Annotated in this window: 17 protein-coding genes and 1 pseudogene; 5 read left to right on the forward strand and 13 right to left on the reverse strand. The window is 42.7% G+C overall.

Translation table 11 applies throughout. From position 1 onward, the window contains the following. Positions 1–618, reverse strand: coding sequence for a YigZ family protein (locus ONZ52_RS02905; protein ID WP_265217189.1), 618 nt, complete (start codon positions 616–618; stop codon positions 1–3). A gap of 139 nt (positions 619–757) precedes the next feature. Here ONZ52_RS02905 and ONZ52_RS02910 point away from each other — a divergent pair, with 139 nt between their 5' ends. Then, positions 758–1,084, forward strand: coding sequence for a hypothetical protein (locus ONZ52_RS02910; RefSeq protein ID WP_265217190.1), 327 nt, complete (start codon positions 758–760; stop codon positions 1,082–1,084). Then, positions 1,066–2,070 (forward strand): DNA recombination protein RmuC, encoded by a 1,005-nt coding sequence (locus ONZ52_RS02915; protein WP_265217191.1) that lies wholly within the window; start codon positions 1,066–1,068, stop codon positions 2,068–2,070. The genes ONZ52_RS02910 and ONZ52_RS02915 overlap by 19 nt, the downstream gene beginning before the upstream one ends. 216 nt (positions 2,071–2,286) lie before the next feature. Here ONZ52_RS02915 and ONZ52_RS02920 read toward each other — a convergent pair whose 3' ends face one another. From ONZ52_RS02920 to ONZ52_RS02950, 7 genes are all read right to left on the reverse strand, one after another. Further along, positions 2,287–3,453, reverse strand: coding sequence for a cation diffusion facilitator family transporter (locus ONZ52_RS02920; protein ID WP_265217192.1), 1,167 nt, complete (start codon positions 3,451–3,453; stop codon positions 2,287–2,289). A 300-nt stretch (positions 3,454–3,753) separates the two neighbouring features. Then, positions 3,754–4,650, reverse strand: coding sequence for a recombination-associated protein RdgC (locus ONZ52_RS02925; RefSeq protein WP_265217193.1), 897 nt, complete (start codon positions 4,648–4,650; stop codon positions 3,754–3,756). A gap of 2 nt (positions 4,651–4,652) precedes the next feature. Next, entirely contained in the window at positions 4,653–5,231 is a 579-nt protein-coding gene (locus tag ONZ52_RS02930; protein ID WP_111606654.1) for a thymidine kinase, read from the reverse strand. 97 nt (positions 5,232–5,328) lie between these two features. Beyond that, the gene (gene ybfE / locus ONZ52_RS02935; protein WP_265217194.1) at positions 5,329–5,658 is read right to left on the reverse strand and encodes a LexA regulated protein; all 330 of its coding nucleotides are present in this window, start codon (positions 5,656–5,658) and stop codon (positions 5,329–5,331) included. Positions 5,659–5,754: 96 nt separating this feature from the next. Then, positions 5,755–6,720, reverse strand: a complete 966-nt coding sequence (locus ONZ52_RS02940; protein WP_265217195.1) for a carboxy terminal-processing peptidase — start codon at positions 6,718–6,720, stop codon at positions 5,755–5,757. Between the two features lie 80 nt (positions 6,721–6,800). After that, positions 6,801–6,974 carry a hypothetical protein gene (locus ONZ52_RS02945; RefSeq protein ID WP_321160264.1) on the reverse strand — a complete coding sequence of 58 codons (174 nt, stop codon included), beginning with the start codon at positions 6,972–6,974 and terminating at the stop codon, positions 6,801–6,803. A 14-nt stretch (positions 6,975–6,988) separates the two neighbouring features. Beyond that, positions 6,989–7,711, reverse strand: coding sequence for a carboxy terminal-processing peptidase (locus tag ONZ52_RS02950; protein WP_265217196.1), 723 nt, complete (start codon positions 7,709–7,711; stop codon positions 6,989–6,991). Positions 7,712–7,927: 216 nt separating this feature from the next. On the opposite strand from ONZ52_RS02950, the pseudogene ONZ52_RS02955 reads away from it, so the two are divergent. Further along, positions 7,928–9,224 (forward strand): annotated as a pseudogene (locus tag ONZ52_RS02955) (M18 family aminopeptidase). Positions 9,225–9,298: 74 nt separating this feature from the next. Here ONZ52_RS02955 and ONZ52_RS02960 read toward each other — a convergent pair. The 3 genes from ONZ52_RS02960 to ONZ52_RS02970 form a co-directional block, all read right to left on the reverse strand. Further along, positions 9,299–10,210: a TolC family protein gene (locus tag ONZ52_RS02960; protein ID WP_473482582.1), complete on the reverse strand. Its 912-nt coding sequence runs from the start codon at positions 10,208–10,210 to the stop codon at positions 9,299–9,301. A 73-nt stretch (positions 10,211–10,283) separates the two neighbouring features. Continuing rightward, entirely contained in the window at positions 10,284–10,625 is a 342-nt protein-coding gene (locus ONZ52_RS02965) for a TolC family protein (protein WP_265217197.1), read from the reverse strand. 196 nt (positions 10,626–10,821) lie between these two features. After that, positions 10,822–12,048: a hypothetical protein gene (locus tag ONZ52_RS02970; protein WP_265217198.1), complete on the reverse strand. Its 1,227-nt coding sequence runs from the start codon at positions 12,046–12,048 to the stop codon at positions 10,822–10,824. A gap of 149 nt (positions 12,049–12,197) precedes the next feature. Here ONZ52_RS02970 and xni point away from each other — a divergent pair, with 149 nt between their 5' ends. Together xni and gltX are read left to right on the forward strand one after the other, a co-directional pair. Then, entirely contained in the window at positions 12,198–12,989 is a 792-nt protein-coding gene (xni, locus tag ONZ52_RS02975; protein WP_265217199.1) for a flap endonuclease Xni, read from the forward strand. Between the two features lie 102 nt (positions 12,990–13,091). Continuing rightward, on the forward strand, positions 13,092–14,573 hold the full coding sequence (gene gltX, locus ONZ52_RS02980) for a glutamate--tRNA ligase (protein ID WP_265217200.1): 1,482 nt from the start codon (positions 13,092–13,094) through the stop codon (positions 14,571–14,573). A gap of 99 nt (positions 14,574–14,672) precedes the next feature. On the opposite strand, the gene ONZ52_RS02985 is transcribed toward gltX, so the two are convergent. Together ONZ52_RS02985 and ONZ52_RS02990 are read right to left on the reverse strand one after the other, a co-directional pair. Further along, a complete protein-coding gene (locus tag ONZ52_RS02985) occupies positions 14,673–16,562 on the reverse strand; it encodes a methyl-accepting chemotaxis protein (RefSeq protein WP_265217201.1) in 1,890 nt (629 codons plus the stop codon). A gap of 268 nt (positions 16,563–16,830) precedes the next feature. After that, complete coding sequence (locus ONZ52_RS02990) at positions 16,831–17,145, reverse strand: DUF3301 domain-containing protein (RefSeq protein ID WP_265217202.1); 315 nt, start codon at positions 17,143–17,145, stop codon at positions 16,831–16,833. Between the last annotated feature and the right edge of the window lie 38 nt (positions 17,146–17,183).

Below are 17,183 nucleotides of genomic sequence, written 5' to 3' on the forward strand. Positions count from 1 at the left end.
TTATGCGTTGTCCGGTTCAATTAAAGTTAAACTGCCTTGGCATAAATCAGTCAATGTGACTTTATGCTCAGGCCAAGTACGTTCGATGACAGCAAGGTCTATAACAATGCTATCACTGTAGGTTTTGTTGGTTATTTCTATATCGCTCTGTTCTAGCCAATATTCAACCTTACCTAATAAAGGGTAGGCGATTTTTAGCTGAACGGGGCAGCGTGGGTACACATTTTCATATTTGGTCTGCGAAAGTGCTTCTTGTATCGCCTGGCTATAGGCTCTGACCAAGCCGCCTGCACCAAGTTTTATCCCACCAAAAAAGCGTGTAACGACCACGGTGGTTTCGCCAAAGTTTGAATGCTGCAACACATTGAGCATGGGTTTCCCTGCCGTACCTTTGGGTTCGCCATCGTCGCTTTGGTCCCACAAATGGGCATTATTCGGCATACCGGCAATAAACGCCCAACAGTGATGGTTCGCATCAGGGTAACGCTGGCGTGTCTCTTCGATAAAAGCCTTGGCTGCATCACGGCCGTTGGTGCGGCAAACGGTCGTAATAAACTGACTGTTTTTTATTTCTAGATCAAAGCGTTGCGTGTGTGTTGGGCTTAGGTAGTAATCCATGTAAACTTATTGAAACCTTAGCATGATCGCTGCGCGCGCCAATACAGTGTTAAAAATAGACTCGTTTTATTTTTGTTCGCGACGTCATGTAAAGACCTCACTTTGTTAAAAAACATTTTATTAGCGAGTTTTAATTAATATGACAGATTGGCTTTCGCAATCAGTTTGGGTGTTATCGGGCTTTTGTATCGGCGCGATTCTTCTATCTGGTATTGCTGGCGCTATTGTACAGGCTATGCGCCGTCAGTGGCAGATCACACAGGAAAAAATGCAGCAACAAAATGAAGAATTACAGCGTCTTTTGCAGCAATCGAAAGATCATATTCATTATTTGGAAAAAGAGTCCCTGACTTTAGAACAACAATTCGCTGCAGCACAAAGTGTCTGGCAAGAAAAAGAAGCCTTTTACCGCGAGCAAAAAAGCAAAACGAAACCGAATTTAAGCAAATGGCTCAGGAAATTATGAGCCAGCAAGGGCAGCGGTTGGCGAAAGAAAATGAGCGCCAATTAGGGTCGTTATTAACGCCACTTGGCTCACAAATTCAGAAATTTCAAGAAAGTGTTGAGAAGAGTTATCAAGAAGAGGCCCGTGAGCGTTTTTCTTTGGTAAAAGAAATCAAAGGTTTGCAGCTACTGAATCAGAAAATCAGCGACGATGCGGTGAGTTTGACTCATGCACTTAAAGGTCAGAATAAGCTGCAGGGCGGTTGGGGCGAGGTGATTCTAGAGCGGATTTTGGAGCGCTCTGGTTTGGAAAAAGGCCGAGAATATGAGACGCAAGCATCGTATCAAACCGCAGAAGGGCGACGCTTGCAGCCGGATGTGGTGATTCATTTGCCGGAAGGTAAACAAATTATTGTTGACTCGAAAATGGTGTTGGTCAGTTATTTGGCTTACATGGAAGCAGAATCTGATGAAGATAGAAATCGTGCGCTGAAACAGCATTTAGACGCTGTGCGCCGTCATATGAAGGAATTGAGTGCCAAGTCTTATCACGATTTACCGGGTGTCACTTCGCTGGATTTTGTGTTGTTGTTTATCCCCATTGAAGCGGCGTTTGGTTTGGCGCTGCAGGCTGACAATGGTTTGTTTAGCGAGGCGTTTGAGCACAATATTATTATCGTTGGGCCGTCTAATTTATTAGCGACCCTGCGCACCATTCAGAACATTTGGCGTAATGAAAAACAAAGTCAAAACGCCATTGAGATTGCCCGTCAGGCTGGCGCGATGTACGACAAGTTTTCGAGCTTTGTTCAGGATATGGATGACATTGGCAGTAAATTAGACGCGGTGAGTCGAACGCATGATTCGGCCTTGAAAAAACTCACGGCAGGACGTGGAAACTTGGTAGCAAGAGCGGAAAAACTCAAATTGATGGGCGCGAAGACCAGTAAAGCGCTGCCAGTGGAGTATCTAAACGATGATGTTTTTACCGATGAACCGAACGAGTAATTGAATCTTTCCGTGTTTTATTACTCGTCGTTTTTGGCGTAAATTGTCGTGCCTTTAGGCCGACAAAAAAACTCCCAACACGAAATCAAAACCTTCTTCACGAGAAATGACATTTTGTTGCGCTAAAGCACGCCCCAATAAGCTCATAAGGATATATAAGGTTTTGTCGGGCTGAAGCCGCGACCTACAAAAGCCTTAGCTGATGCACTTTCTTTGTCATTCAGGAAAGACCCAAAGCACAGTGGCTTTGTTTATATAGTTTGTTGTTTGTAGTTCCTGAAGAATTCTTGCTGTCAGCTGTTTTAGGTCAGCGCCTTCAGGGATTTTTGCTGAATTGGCGATGATTTCTAAATCAAGCAGATTGTTTAGATAGTGCAAACGTGAATTTGGAATGTCCACATAGGTCGTATGTTGGCGCAGTAAAAAGCCCAAGTCAGCCAGTATTTGATGGCGAGCCGGCAGTTTTAAATGCGGCGGTTTGCCAGATTCATGAATGAAACTTTCCGTTTGAATCTTGTCATCTGTATCGATATGCACCATGACATCTTGTACTTGCGAATGGGCCTTCTTGATAGTGTAGGCGACTAAATCACCAAGATAGTGTCCTTCGCTGACGCTGGCATGGCTTGGCACATGAATGTGCATATCTAGATAAATTTTGCCTGCCATGGATCTTGCTCTGACATCATGAGGCGCCATGACGTGTTTTAAGCTGTTAGCGGTTTCTTTGATTTGTGCAATAAGCTTTGGATCGGGAGCTGTGTCTACCAGTTCCGCCAAGTTTTCCCACACCATGATGACGGCCATTTTGCCGATTAGTAGAGCAACGACAATTGATGCCACCATATCTGCCCAGCCGTAGCCAAAATACACGCCAATTAGGCCAATCAATACGGCAACAGAAGACAGTGCATCGCTGCGGCTATGCCATGCATTGGCAATTAGCATTTTGCTGCCAATTTTATCCCCAGCTTTTTTTGTATAGTGGAAAATAGCTTCTTTAATGGCAATGGTCGCAACCAATGCAGCAAGACCATACCATGTTAATTGCGCTTGTGAGGCGGGTGAGGTAATCGATTCATAAGCAATACCAAGGGCAACAACAATAAGGACAATACCAAGAAACACGGTGGTTAATGTTTCAAAACGCAGATGGCCATAGGGGTGATTTTCATCTGGCCCTTGACGGGAATTAGCCGAAGCAAAGTAGACGAAGACATCTGTGACTAAGTCGGATAACGAGTGGATACCATCCGCGATTAAGGCCTGTGATTGAGAAAAATACCCTGCCACAATCTTCGCCAGACCGAGTAGGGCATCCCATACGGCGCCGACAAGGGTGACTTTTATTGCTATGTCTTGTTCTTGCTTCTGTTTTGTCATGAGGTTTTTTTAACCTATAGTGAATATTTAAGGACGCGAATTAGTTAACACAATAGAGCTTACTTAATTTTGCTTAAATTTTTATTAAGCGCAGGAAAATTTAAGCCAAACTAAATGGAAAGTGTATAGGTTTTTTTATGCAATATTGCTTTACAAATAAGACGGGTTAATGTCTGTTTAAATTGGTGCATTTTGAGGCTTTATGGCAAGAGCGCCTTGTTGCCTAGCTTACCCGATGTTCTCCCCAACCTTATCCACGATATCTGTGGAAAAGGTTGGGGAGCTAAGAAAAGACGGGGTTTAATTGATTTCAAACCACAAGCAGTAAGAGCTGAAAAATTCTCTCATAGTCAATGACATTAGAGAAAAATTGGCGTCCATGTCAGATAAGCCACCACCTTGTGAATCATTAAAGGCGGCTTCTTTTAAGGCGTCGTCAAATTTAATTTTGCGCAATGTTAGGTCATCGTGCAGAACGAAACTGAGTTTGTCTGTCCAGCGAAGACCAAGGTTTTTGACCGCCATACCTTGTTGTAAGTGACGTGTCACGTCTTCAGATAGCGGCTCTAGGGATTTAAAACGGATCGTCGCTTTGTCTTCGGATGAGTCTTGGATTTCACACTCGTCACCCGTCTCTAGGCTTGCTGGAACTTCATTTTTTACTAACCAATCTGTCATCAATGAAGAAGGTGAAACTTGCGCTTGCAACGGTGTCATGGGGAAGCTGCCAAGCGTAGTTTGTAAATGTTTGAAGAGCAGCTCTGTCATGCTGGCATTGGTGCTGTTGAGAACCAAAATTTTAGCTTGTAGATCAATGTATGCCCAAATATCGGTGCGTTTCGAAAAGGCTTTTGGACGTAGGGTAAAAACCAATTCATCTTTCATATCGGATTTTTCTTTACGGCCAACTTTACGACCTTCTATCAATTCGATTTCGGCAACCTTGGCTTCCAGTTCTTCTCGCACCACAGCAGAAGGCAGGACTTTTTCTTCTTTGCCTGCACGGAACAATAAGCAGCGGTCGCTGGCTAGACTCCATTGTTCGCTGTTGCGGATAAGCGGCAGCCAGCCGAAAGAAAACTCTTCCTGAGAGCCGCATTCTTTTAATGGAAACTCAGGAATTTTATTGATCAATTCATTCGTATCTAGTGATTCGGTGTCTTTTAATTGGAAAATCTGGGCATTTTTGAACCACATAATTAGTCTCTCACGGCTTCTTTAAAGTGTTTTCGGCAAACGGACAAGTAGCGGTCGTTGCCGCCGATTTCTACTTGTGCGCCTTCTTTAACTGGGATTCCTTGTGCATTGAGTCGAATGACCATGGTGGCTTTACTGCCACAATGACACACGGTTTTTAATTCAATCAGTTTGTCTGACCAAGCGAGTAATGCCTTACTGCCATCAAATAGTTCGCCTTGGAAATCGGTTCGAATGCCAAACGCCAGAACAGGAATGTGTAGTTGATCGACGATTTCAGAAAGGTCGTAGACCTGTTCTTTGGTTAAAAACTGCGCTTCATCGATCAGTATGCAGCTTAATGCCTTATTTTGATGTTCCTCTTTGACTAATGCGATGAGGTTGGTGTGATTATCAAATAGGCTGGCGTTTGCTGATATGCCAATGCGGGAAGCGATTTGCCCTGTTTCAAACCGGTCGTCTATTGATGCTGTAAGGAGTAAAACTCGCATACCTCGCTCGCGATAATTATGAGCGGATTGCAATAGAACGGTGGATTTTCCTGCGTTCATCGCCGAGTAGTAGAAGTACAGTTTAGCCATATCAGGTCTGTTTATTTGTTCACTGGTGAATTGGGCCAATTAGTATAGCAAATCACTATAGTGAATGAGAGATCTTTGTAAGAAGAGTGCCGTTGTCTTATTTTGCGCTTATCGTAGTGTCTATTGCTTTGGTGGCCTTTCTAGAGGACCTTATGGTTTTTGATTTGGCGAGACTTTTGGCGATTTGTAAGGTTAGCCATTCTGCGCGCTTGAGGCCATTCAGTTCACACAACTCATCTAATTTATCAATAATGTCTTGCTCCACAATAAGCTCTAAACGTTTTAATCCTTGCGCTTTTTCTTTTTCTCGTTGGGCACGCTTGTTTAGTTTGAGCTGATCTTTTCTGGTTAGCGGCTGCGTACGAGGACGGCCAGGGGATTTGCCGAATAAATCAATTGTATTCCGATCGGATGACGCTTTTGCCATGATTCATGTAATTCGTATTGATGTGGGAGGAAGATTTTATATAAAAAAAGCCAACAACAAAACGTGATTTGTACATTTTGTTGTTGGCTTATTGACTTACTTTTGCGCGGTTTGTTTATCGGCTTGTTGCTGTGCGACCTGATTGGTAGCAATAAAGTCTAGTAGTATCTCAGAGGCCTCTTTCGCGTAGGTGTCCTCTTCAATTGGCACGATGTCTTCAACTGAAGTTAGCAGTTCTAAACCAAGGGCTTTGCGGCGCGTATTTTCGCGTTCAAGCTCTCTTTTTTTACTTTCTTCTCGTTGCTTTATTCGAGTGCTTTCCTGTAATGATACGGTCTTATAGCTTTCCGCCAATGATTTAAATTCACTGATTTGGTCGTTAATTGCCACAAAATTAGGATCTTTGGCCATTCTGGCTTCGTGGCGTGGTTCTAAAATCGGCAAGTATGCTGGTATGTTCCAATACACAGGGTAACGAGTCTCATGGATTTTGTCCCAAGGTAATGGGTTATCTAGAGCACTTTCGCCTATGGTCTCTTTATCGATTAAAGAAGGGAAAGTAATATCTGGCATCACCCCTTTATGTTGAGTGCTTTCGCCAGAAACACGATAAAACTTCGCTTGCGTGATTTTAAGTTGTCCTTTGTCCAACTCTTGCAATACCTGCACAGTGCCTTTACCAAACGTTTGATCGCCAAGAATCAGTGCGCGCCCATAGTCTTGCAGTGCGCCTGCCACGATTTCAGAGGCAGATGCACTCATGCGGTTAACCAAAACCGCCATAGGGCCACTGTAAGCGATGGCGGTATCGGTATCGCCTAAAGGGGTAACGCGTCCACTTTGATCACGTATTTGTACCGTCGGACCTGAAGGGATAAATAGCCCTGTTAAGGCATTGGCTTCTTGTAAAGAACCGCCTCCGTTGTTTCTTAGGTCGAGAATCAGAGCTGAAATACCTTCTTCGCGTAATTCATCAATTAACTGTTTGGTGTCTCTGGTGGAGCTTTTGTAGTTTTTGTCGCCAGCTTGTATAGCGGCAAAGTCAGAATAAAAAGTGGGCAATGTAATAACGCCAACTTTGTATTTTTCACCATCACGTTCAATTTCAACGATTTCTTTTTTAGCTGATTGGTCTTCCAGCTTTACTTTTTGCGCACGATGCTAATGCGTTTACTGGTTTGGGTGTCACCTTTGCTTGGGGTAACTTCCAATATGACTGTGGTGTCTCTTTCTCCACGAATCATATCCACGACGTCGTCGAGACGCATTCCCACGACATCGATCATGGGTTTGCCTTCTTGTCCTACAGCAATGATGCGGTCGTTAGGGGCTAGGTCACTTTGTGTTGCAGCTGGGCCACGGGAACAAGGCGCACGACTTTGGTGTAGTCATCGTCCATTTGTAAGACGGCACCGATGCCTTCTAGAGACAAGCTCATGTTGATGTTAAAGGTTTCGGAAGCACGTGGGGCAAAGTAGTTGCTATGTGGGTCAAGTGCCGCCGTAATGGAGTTTGCGAAAATCTGGTAAACGTCAGTGGCATTGGTTTGATCCACTTGTTTGAGCTGATTTTTATAGCGACGTTCGATGGTGGAAATGATCTTTTCTTCACTTTCGCCATTTAGTTTTAGCGTCAGGGCGCGGTTTTTAAGACGTTTACGCCAGTAATCGTCCAACTCGGCTTGAGTGGTTGCCCATTTTTGTGCGTCTGGGTCGACGTTGAGAGTTTCATCGACTTTATAATCAAAGCTTTTTACCATATTGGGTAAATTCTTCTGAATATGGTTGAGTCTGGTCTCCAAGCGTTTTAAGTAAATGTTATAAATTGTGTAGGCAACTTGTGTGTCACCATTTCTAAGGGCATCGTCAAAGCTATAGCGGTATTGAGATAATTCGTCGATGTCACTTTGTAAAAAGAAGCTTTTGCTCGGATCGAGAGCGTCGATATAGTAGTCAAACGCCTTGGACGAAATGGCATCGTCAATGTGAGGTCTGTTATAATGTATGCCCTCGATCATCTCAACGAGCCTCTTTGGAGACTTTGTCGTATTCATGAGGAGGTTGTAGCTCCTGATAAGCCGACGCCGATGTTGAGGTAAAGGTGTAGCCAATTAGAAGGCAAAGCAAAAGGCGTTTATAGTTCATCCGGTATGGAGCTCTCTCTGTCTGTTTTATGCGTCACTGGTAAAATCATATTAGACACTGGGCTGTAAGGCTAGTCTAAGTATTAAAAAGTCACTTTTTTAAAGCAATTGTGCTTATAGGACATTATGGAATTTTCATATTTTAATGATGCTTTACTGTCATTTCTTCATTCTTCTCCCACTCCTTTTCATGCAACAGATAGTATGCGTAATGCCTTACTTAAAGAAGGCTTTGTTGAGTTATTGGAAGAGGATAATTGGGTCATCGAAGAGGGGGGCGATACTTTGTTACACGTAATGAATCTTCTTTGATTGCGTTTACAACACCGCAGCTTAGTTTTAGTCAAAGTGGCTGGCGAATGATTGGACGCATACAGATAGCCCATGCTTAAAACTAAAACCTAATGCGCAGGTGGACCGCTTTGGTTATCATCAATTGGGTGTTGAAGTGTATGGCGGTGTCTTGCTTCATACATGGTTGGACCGAGATTTATCTATCGCAGGTCGTGTTACCTTAAAGACACGGTCTGGTGACATTGTAAGTCGTCTGGTGGACTTCAAAGACCCGATTGCGGTTGTTCCGAATTTAGCTATTCACTTGAATCGTCAGGCAAATGAAGGTTTTTCCGTTAATCCTCAAGAGGAAATTTTGCCAATCTTATGTGGTGCTGAAAACGATTTTGATTTACATACGTTATTAATCTCTCAGCTTCAAAAGCAATATACTGATTTAGATATTGATGTGATTTTGGATTTCGAGTTGAGCCTATACGATACTCAGCCAGCGGCTTTGGTGGGGTTACATAAAGAGTATATTTGCTCAGCAAGGTTGGATAATTTATTGAGTTGTTATGTTGGCTTGCAAGCGTTACTAAGTTCTGATTTGCAGCGTCCAAGTTTGCTGATTTGCACGGATCATGAAGAAATTGGAAGTTTGTCGGCGTGTGGTGCAAATGGCCCGTTTCTAGACGATGTTTTACGTCGTTTGACGCCTAATCCAGAGCTATATGTACAAGCTATTCAGCGTTCCATGCTGGTGTCCGCTGATAATGCTCATGGCTTACATCCTAACTATGCACATAAACATGATAAGAATCATGCGCCAGCAATTAATAAAGGGGCCGTGATCAAAGTAAATGCTAATCAACGTTACGCGACCAATAGTGAAACAGCCAGTATCTATCGTGATATCGCAGCAGAAGAAAACTACCAAGTGCAATGTTTTGTGGTGCGTAGCGATATGGCGTGTGGCAGTACTATTGGGCCAATTACCTCTGGTGAGATTGGTGTGCCAACGATTGATATTGGTTTACCGACGTTTGGTATGCACTCTATTCGTGAGCTGGCAGGAAGTCGTGATGCTTACGGCTTGTATAAGGTATTGACCCGTTTTACTCAGCGAGAGAAGTTAATGACTCGTTAATTGGCACGGATAGGTCAATAAAAAAGCCGCCCATCATTTGATCGGCGGCTTTTTCTTTCTCTATGAACGTAGTATTAGTTTTTTGCTATTAACCACTTGTCTAACTCTTTGATCTTATCTTCGGTAAGATCGCCGGTTGCTTCAAGTAGACTGAGTTTTTTTACCACAAAATTATAGCGGTACTGTTCGTAGGTATTTTGAGCATCGAACAGGTTTGATTGTGCATCAAGCAATTCAACAAGGTTGCGTGTGCCAACATCATAGCCTGCTGTAGTCGCTTCAAGCGCGCTGGCACGTGAACGAATTAACTGTTGTTGCGCTTCGATTTGAGCGACAGCAGTTTGCAGATCAAGGTAAAGGCTACGAATATTCAGTTCAATGCTTTGTAATGAACTTGCTCTTTGCTCTGTGGCAGATTCGGCTTCGGCGACAGCTTGTCTTACAGAGGCATTAATGGCGCCGCCTTGATAGAGCGGGATACTAACGCCTAGGCCAATAGACGACGTATTTGTAGCGCCATCTTGCATTGACGCAGGAGCGTCATTGTAGTTGTCATCTGCCCGAGATAGCGATCCTGTTATAGAAACCGTTGGCGTTCGGCCGTTGGCTTTTTGGATATTGATGTTGTTTTCAGCGCTGGCGACAGAAAGGTTGAGTATGCGCAGCTCTTTGTTATCACGGTGTGCTTTTTCTATCAATGAATCCACGGTCATGTTAGGGTCAAGATGAATGGGATAATCTTTTGATAGCTGAGGAATGTTTTGAATTTCTCGCCCGGTTCTTTGATAAAGTGCTTTTTGCGCATAAGACACGTCAGAACGAGCGCTTAGCTCTGTTACACGAACAGAGTCGTATTCTGCCTGAGCGTCTTGTAGGTCAGTAATAGACGCCAAACCCACTTCATATTGCTTTTTAGCACGATCAAGCTGGCTTGCTGTACTTTTTACTAAAGCTTGGGTGGTTTGTAATGTTGATTGTGCAATCAATAGATTGAAATATTCAGTTAAAGTAGTTAAAGCAAGGTCTTCTTCTGTATTGTCAAAGCTAATCCCAGCGCTTTCATAGCTGAGTCTCTACCGCATCTACCGCATAACCTAGTGCTGGGGAGTAAATAGGGTAATTCAAATCTAACGATACGGAATTGCTTTGATTGCTGTAATCGCTCGAAGGTCCGTCTACTTTACTGTAACCAAGATTACCACTAAAACTGATGTTAGGGTAAAGGTTACCTTTAGTGACAGTCACGCTTTCATTTTCAGCGCGGTAAGTAGCGGCAGCCGCCCTTAAGCCTGGATCGTGTTGTTTAGCAAGCTTGTATACTTCGTAAATGCTTTCTGCATGAGCAGTCGTACTACTTAGGACGGCTGCAGCGATGAGTGATGATATAATATGCTTTTTCATAGATCTCTGTGGAGCTCGTAGTATGAAATATAGTTATAATACTACCTCAAGTTTTTCGCTTGTGGCAGTGCCATTCTCGCTATATCTATTATGACTATTGACCATATCATAACGAAATATTTTAAATAGACCTTCAATGTGGAAAATTGATGCAAGAGCTGAACGTTTTCGGCTCAATGTGAAGGTTTTTTCCTAACTAGTTTTTTTGCTCAATTGTGTATGTGATGGTTTTTTTCGAATGGGCTTTGATTTTACCGTCTAGAGTCAGGCTATTTGCCGTGATTTTTGTAGCCTCGTTTCCTTCCAGTGCGTCGATGATGCCGTTGGTATTTTGCTCTATTGAATAATCTTGATCTTGGTTCGAAAGGTTTTCAATAGTGGCCTGCCAAGTTTGTGTGGCAGGTAATTTTTGTGAAGAGGCGTTAATCAAGGTTAGCGAACCGGTTATATCTTGGCTTTTGTTTGCGACAACATTCATTGGATAATCTGCACGTACGGTCTTTAAGAAGACAGTGTTGCTTGGGATAAGCAAATTACCTCGTTTTTGGAAGGTTCTGTATTCTCCTGGTAATCCATCTTTTTGGAAAGTGAAGCGGATGTTGTTGTAAAAACTAAGCTCCATTTTTCCGGAGCTGTTTTCATGGGTGTAAAGGCTAGCTGTGTGGGTTTGTTTTTCTACTTTACTGGTGCTGCTTGGTAAAGGAATTAGGGCGTTAGAATAGGGGGCCATCATAAGATCCTTGTTGCCAAGTGAGTAGCTAATTTCGTTGTCCTGATAGTCTATTGACTGTTGGTCAGCACTCATGGCTAGGCTATTTCGCTCTGCTTTAAATAGTCTAGTGGGGGTGTTGCTAGCGTAGTGGAGCAGGCTATCTTTTATGGTAACGGCGACGTTAGAGCGGTTGTGTATGAGGGCTTGCTGAGATACGCTGACGTTGTTGCCTTCGAAAATGAGGCTGAGTTGAGGTGTCCATGACAACTGATTGGTCTGATAGCTCACCATTAAATCTGTCTTTGGCGTGGCCGTTGTGCTCATTTTTTCTAATGGAATTAGATAAAAATCGTCTAGTGGCAGAGTGGTTGGTCGCTCATCGATCAAGATTAGAAATGTGCGGTTATCTTGCTCAATGCTTGTCAATGTCCCTGTATAATTTAAGTCTCTTTGCTTGTGTTCCACTCTCACTTTTTGGCCAATTTGATCGAACCATTGAGAGTCAAGGTTGTTTTGTAAGTGAGTAATGGGAGAAAAGTTTTCTTGTAGCGGGAGTAATGTACCTAGGTTTGGCTGAAAACTTAGCTGTGTGCTGTTTTGTACGACTTGACTGTTGTTCAGTCCAATAACGGCATTTACGGGTGAGGCAAACGCCATCGGTGCGGCTGTACCTATGAGAATACCAAAGCAGAAATAAGTTGAATTTTTCATAATAGCGTCCTTCTTGCTTGTTTATCTATACAACACTTCGTTCGCTGAAACCTTGTACTGTGAACTGGTTGTCGTGATGAGTCTTGGTACATGATATCCTAACTAGACAATTTAACAGCAATGCAATGTAGTAAAAATAAGGGCTTAGAGTGGAGAAAAAATTACTCATAATTGACGGTTTGAATTTGATTCGACGGCTCTATGCAGCCTTGGAGTCGGAACAAGACTCTGTGCGAAGGGTTGAGCGTACTCAAAGCATTGCGGTTGAAGCGTTGGCGAAATTAACTCATCAGTTCTCTCCCTCTTATGCTGTGGTTGTGTTTGATTCACATGGTAAAACTTGGCGCCATCAAATGTACCCCGAATATAAATTAGGTCGTGTTCCCATGGATGATAATCTATTAGAGTCTTTGCCTGATTTTGCTCGTGTCTTTCGCTTTAACCACTTGCCCTGTCTGAGAATTGACGGCTGGGAAGCCGATGATTTAATTGCTACTTTGGCCGTCAAAGCTTCGAGTCATAATATAAAGTCCTACATCGTATCTACAGATAAAGGCTTTACTCAATTGTTGGGTGATGAACGCATTCTGCAGTACGATTATTTTGCTAAGTTAGGTTATGACAAAATTTGGGTGCCAGGAAAATATGGCGTTGAGCCTCATCAATTAGTGGATTACTGGGCATTGGTAGGTGATACCACAAATCGTATTCCTGGTGTGAAAGGAATCGGTCCTAAAACGGCATTAACCATAATCGATGCTTTCCCGACAATAGAAGAAATTTACGCCAATGTATCATCATTTTCTGAGCGGATTCAGTCATTGCTCGCGGGTGGTTACGAGCAATGTCTGCAATCGCGCTCTCTGGTTGCTTTAAAAACCGATGTTGATATTGGGGTGCGCCTTTCACAACTTCGATATAACCCACGTAAAGTTGGGTGAATATCAAACATCTAAACACAAAAGTTGACTTGAGCCTCTTACCCATGAGTGGCGAGAGGCTTATAATAACGGCATTTCAGGCAACGGATAAATGAGAGTTTTATGTCAGAGGTAAGAACACGTATTGCGCCATCACCAACGGGTGACCCACATGTTGGGACAGCTTATATTGCACTGTTTAATATGGCCTTTGCCCGTAAAATGGGCGGTAAGTTTATTTTACGAATTGAGGATACTGATCAGACACGGAGTACACCAGAATCTGAAAAAATGATTTTGGATGCGTTGCGTTGGTTGGGTCTTGATTGGGCAGAAGGTCCAGATGTCGGTGGACAATATGGTCCTTACCGTCAGAGTGAGCGTGGCCATATTTACGGTCAATATGCTCAAGAATTGATTGATAAAGGGCATGCCTTTTATGCATTTGAGACAACAGAAGAATTGGATCAAATGCGCATTGAGCAAAAAGAGCAAGGCTTGCCGCAAAAATACGACGGTCGTGCTTTGGCACTGACGCCTGAAGAAGTGCAAGCAAAACTGGATGCAGGTGTGCCTTATGTGATTCGCATGAAAGTACCTGAAGAGGGAACTTGTGTTGTACAAGATATGCTTCGCGGCGAAATCGAAATTGATTGGGCGCAAGTGGATATGCAGGTGCTACTAAAAGCGGATGGTATGCCTACGTACCATTTGGCTAACGTGGTAGATGATCACCTGATGAAAATCACCCATGTTATTCGTGGTGAAGAATGGATTAACTCGGCGCCTAAACATATTTTGCTGTACCAATATTTTGGTTGGGACATGCCAACGTTATGTCATATGCCTTTGTTGCGTAATCCAGACAAATCTAAGTTATCAAAACGTAAAAACCCAACCAGTATCTTATATTATCAGCGCATGGGATATATGGCGGAAGCGGTGATCAATTATCTTGGTCGTATGGGCTGGTCCATGCCAGACGAGCGTGAAAAGTTCACATTAGATGAAATGGTTGAGCATTTTGATATTCAGCGTGTTTCTTTGGGCGGACCCGTTTTTGATGTTGAAAAACTTAGCTGGTTAAATGGTATGTGGATTCGTGAGAATTTAACCCCAGAAAGTTTTGCACAGAAATACGTTGAGTGGGCACTTAATCCCCAATACTTGATGAAGATTCTACCCTTGGTAATACCGCGCGTGGAAACGTTTTCTGATGTGGCGGATGTGGCAGGCTTTTTCTTAAAAGGTTTGTTGCCTATAACCAAAGAAGATTTTGCTTCCATAAAGATGGAGGAAGATACGCTTCGTAAGGCCATGCAATTTGCTTTATGGCGTTTGGAAGCGTTAAGTAAATGGGAAAAAGACAACATATTTAATGAGATGAAAGCGTTAGCGCAAGCGATGGATATCAAACCGAAAGACTTTTTTGCGCCTTTGTTTGTGGCGATTTCTGGTACCACAGCGTCGGTGTCTGTGTTTGATTCTATGGCGATTTTAGGCTCTGACATTTCTCGTGCGCGTATGCGTACGGCAGTCAATGTATTAGGTGGGCCTTCTAAAAAAGAAGCTAAGCGCTGGGAAAAAGAATTCGCTGATCTATAAAAGATCAGCGTTTCTGCGCTAAGCGTTCATAATGAAACAAACGCTTAATGAAAAAAAACCGGCTATATGTGCCGGTTTTTTTATGGTTTGCTCATTAAATTAGCGAGTCGTAAACACGCTGGTTTTCTTATCTAAACTGCTTACTTGGTTGTGAATGTCTCGAGTGTTGCCTTCGATGCTATTGATATAGCTATTATCACGTTGAAGTTGTTGGGCAATTTTGTCCATTTCTTCACTCATGTGAACGGCTGTTTTGGCCACTTCTTGAATAGAGCGCGCCATATCAATAGAAGACGCTGAGCTTGTTTGAGCGTTTCGCTCAATTTCGCGGATAGCCAATTCGGCTTTTTCGCTAAACTCCTCAATCGAATGCAAGCTTTCTTGACCACTGTGCATGGTTTCAATAGCCGTTTGCGTTGATGATTGAATCGTGCTGACGATATCCGTAATTTTTGCTGTTGCATCAACCGTTTTTTCTGCAAGAGAGCGGACTTCATCGGCGACCACAGAGAAGCCACGACCTGCTTCACCTGCTCGTGCTGCCTCAATAGCTGCGTTCAGCGCAAGAAGGTTGGTCTGGTTTGCTAGGTCATTAATCATGGCGATGACGTTATCAATGTCTTTCGACAGTTGACCCAGTTCATTCAATTGCTCACTGGTTTTGTTCACTACGCTGATTGTACTGGAAAGGTTAGATAGCGCCCCTTTGATTGTTTCAGCGCCCACTTTAGCAGATTCATATGTGTGCTGAGATTGGCTGCTTAAGTCTTCCGTTGTGCTAGAAATACTCGAAATCGTGGTGGAGATTTCTTCTGTAGCAGCCGCTAGCGAATTGGTTTGTTCACTGACAGAGCGGTTACTTTGTGCAATGTTGCTAACAGAGATGTTAAGCTCTGAAACCATGTCGTTTACGCCTCGGGTTGTGCTCACCACTTCGCCAATCACAGAGCCAAGGCCATTGGTCATTTCGTTTACTGAGCTACATAGCGAATCGAATTCATCGTTGCGCTTGTTGTTTACATGTAAGCGAGCGGTTAAATCACCACTTTTTACTTTGCCAAGGTCTTTAATGATTTGGTTAAGTGTTTTGTTAACGCTGCTGCCTATCCCCATCATCATAAGTGCGGCAATGATGGCAACTACAATACTCACAATAATTAAACTAATGCTGGCTTGTTGAGAGCTAGCTGACGCTTGTTGACGAGCTTCTACTACCGCATTTTGCATGTAATCAACAGCGGCCAAGCGGGTCTGGTTAAAGTTCTCTTTGCTTGCAGCAAACTGTGATTGTAAGTTTCTAAGCTGCTGGTTTTCTTTATCGAAGTTTTCGACAGCAGAGAAGTACTGATTAATAACTTGACCAAAGCGCTCTTCTAAACCGAAATTTGTAACGCGCTTATAAAATTTGTCGTAGCGATCCATAAAGGCCGCTTTATTATCTGGAATGGGTTCAAAAATGAAATTCTTTTCTGCTTCACGTACAGGCAAAAACTCTTGCTTTACTAGACTAAGAAAAGAAATTTCTTCGGTGACTTTTTCGCCTAACTGAGAAATTTCTCCTTTTAGACCAGAAGAACCGTTAAAGCCAACTTTTTGTCTTTGGTTAACCAATAGCTTTAAAGCGGCATTATAGTTAGTTAAAGACTCAGTGATGTTGCTTAAGTTTTTTTGTGCTTCAGGATCTTCTTTAAGGAGTTCAGTGTCTTCACTTAGTGTTGCCATGAATTTTTCGTTGTTAGCGTTCAATTGCTCAAGAAAACTGGCATAGGTACTGTTATCGATACTGGATAAAGTCTCATATTCATCCATTAAGGTGATGATGAGAGACGATAGGTCTTTATCTACTTTTGTGAGGCGCTCAAATTTTGCAGATGAAGTTTCTTGGACATTCAATCCTTGTAAAGCAACAGCAGTTACAACAACGAATCCAAGAATAGCTGCGATGAGCAAAGAGAGTAACTTGGTACGAAAACTAAGATTTGCCAACATATTATATCCTGCATTTTTTATTATAGATTGAACTGATAGGCATTCGGACATCAGTTAGTACGCATTTATTTTTACGGCCTAGCCTATCTAAAACGTTACAAATATTTACGTAAGCATTCTATTTCTACTATGGCCTTATTTGCAATTAAATGACACAAAAATATGGCACTTATCTATATCATTGCAATGAATTGATAGATCTGCAAGTTAGGCTTTGTTAAGAAAGGTAGAAATGGCGTATTTTTCTCCCTCGAATTTTTTTCTTTTTTTAAAAATCATGTGGGCTTAGCCAAATGTTTAACTGATGATTTCCTAGGTAGGTCACCTTTCCTTGGTAGCGCGCTATACCACTGGAACTGAATTCAAATTTATAGCTCCTTCTTACTTTAATCTGACCTTGTGACCAAATTGGTCGCCATTCTGCTCCTGCTACACTGTCATCAAGCAGCTGTAGGTTTAATGATTCGCAGTGTTTTTTTGCGCTAATCAGTGCTTGTTCTCGAATGGATGTATTTCGCCACCATGCATAGATACAGGCTGCAAGAATTAGAATAATCACAATATCGGTAAGTTGTAGGTTCATAGGCGCCAATGCTAGATCAATCAAAGTGATAGCATCAT

The sequence above is a fragment of the Marinomonas rhodophyticola genome, assembly GCF_026113935.1.
GTDB classification, from domain to species: domain Bacteria; phylum Pseudomonadota; class Gammaproteobacteria; order Pseudomonadales; family Marinomonadaceae; genus Marinomonas; species Marinomonas rhodophyticola.

Excerpts from the sequence above, each read along its gene's own strand:
- ONZ52_RS02905 (WP_265217189.1), bottom strand. The coding sequence starts at position 618 with ATGGATTACTACCTAAGCCCAACACACACGCAACGCTTTGATCTAGAA.
- ONZ52_RS02915 (WP_265217191.1), top strand. The coding sequence starts at position 1,066 with ATGGCTCAGGAAATTATGAGCCAGCAAGGGCAGCGGTTGGCGAAAGAA.
- ybfE (WP_265217194.1), bottom strand. The coding sequence starts at position 5,658 with ATGGCAAAAGCGTCATCCGATCGGAATACAATTGATTTATTCGGCAAA.
- ONZ52_RS02925 (WP_265217193.1), bottom strand. The coding sequence starts at position 4,650 with ATGTGGTTCAAAAATGCCCAGATTTTCCAATTAAAAGACACCGAATCA.
- ONZ52_RS02990 (WP_265217202.1), bottom strand. The coding sequence starts at position 17,145 with ATGAACCTACAACTTACCGATATTGTGATTATTCTAATTCTTGCAGCC.
- ONZ52_RS02965 (WP_265217197.1), bottom strand. The coding sequence starts at position 10,625 with ATGAAAAAGCATATTATATCATCACTCATCGCTGCAGCCGTCCTAAGT.
- ONZ52_RS02920 (WP_265217192.1), bottom strand. The coding sequence starts at position 3,453 with ATGACAAAACAGAAGCAAGAACAAGACATAGCAATAAAAGTCACCCTT.
- gltX (WP_265217200.1), top strand. The coding sequence starts at position 13,092 with ATGTCAGAGGTAAGAACACGTATTGCGCCATCACCAACGGGTGACCCA.
- ONZ52_RS02985 (WP_265217201.1), bottom strand. The coding sequence starts at position 16,562 with ATGTTGGCAAATCTTAGTTTTCGTACCAAGTTACTCTCTTTGCTCATC.
- ONZ52_RS02910 (WP_265217190.1), top strand. The coding sequence starts at position 758 with ATGACAGATTGGCTTTCGCAATCAGTTTGGGTGTTATCGGGCTTTTGT.
- ONZ52_RS02950 (WP_265217196.1), bottom strand. The coding sequence starts at position 7,711 with ATGAATACGACAAAGTCTCCAAAGAGGCTCGTTGAGATGATCGAGGGC.
- ONZ52_RS02970 (WP_265217198.1), bottom strand. The coding sequence starts at position 12,048 with ATGAAAAATTCAACTTATTTCTGCTTTGGTATTCTCATAGGTACAGCC.
- ONZ52_RS02930 (WP_111606654.1), bottom strand. The coding sequence starts at position 5,231 with ATGGCTAAACTGTACTTCTACTACTCGGCGATGAACGCAGGAAAATCC.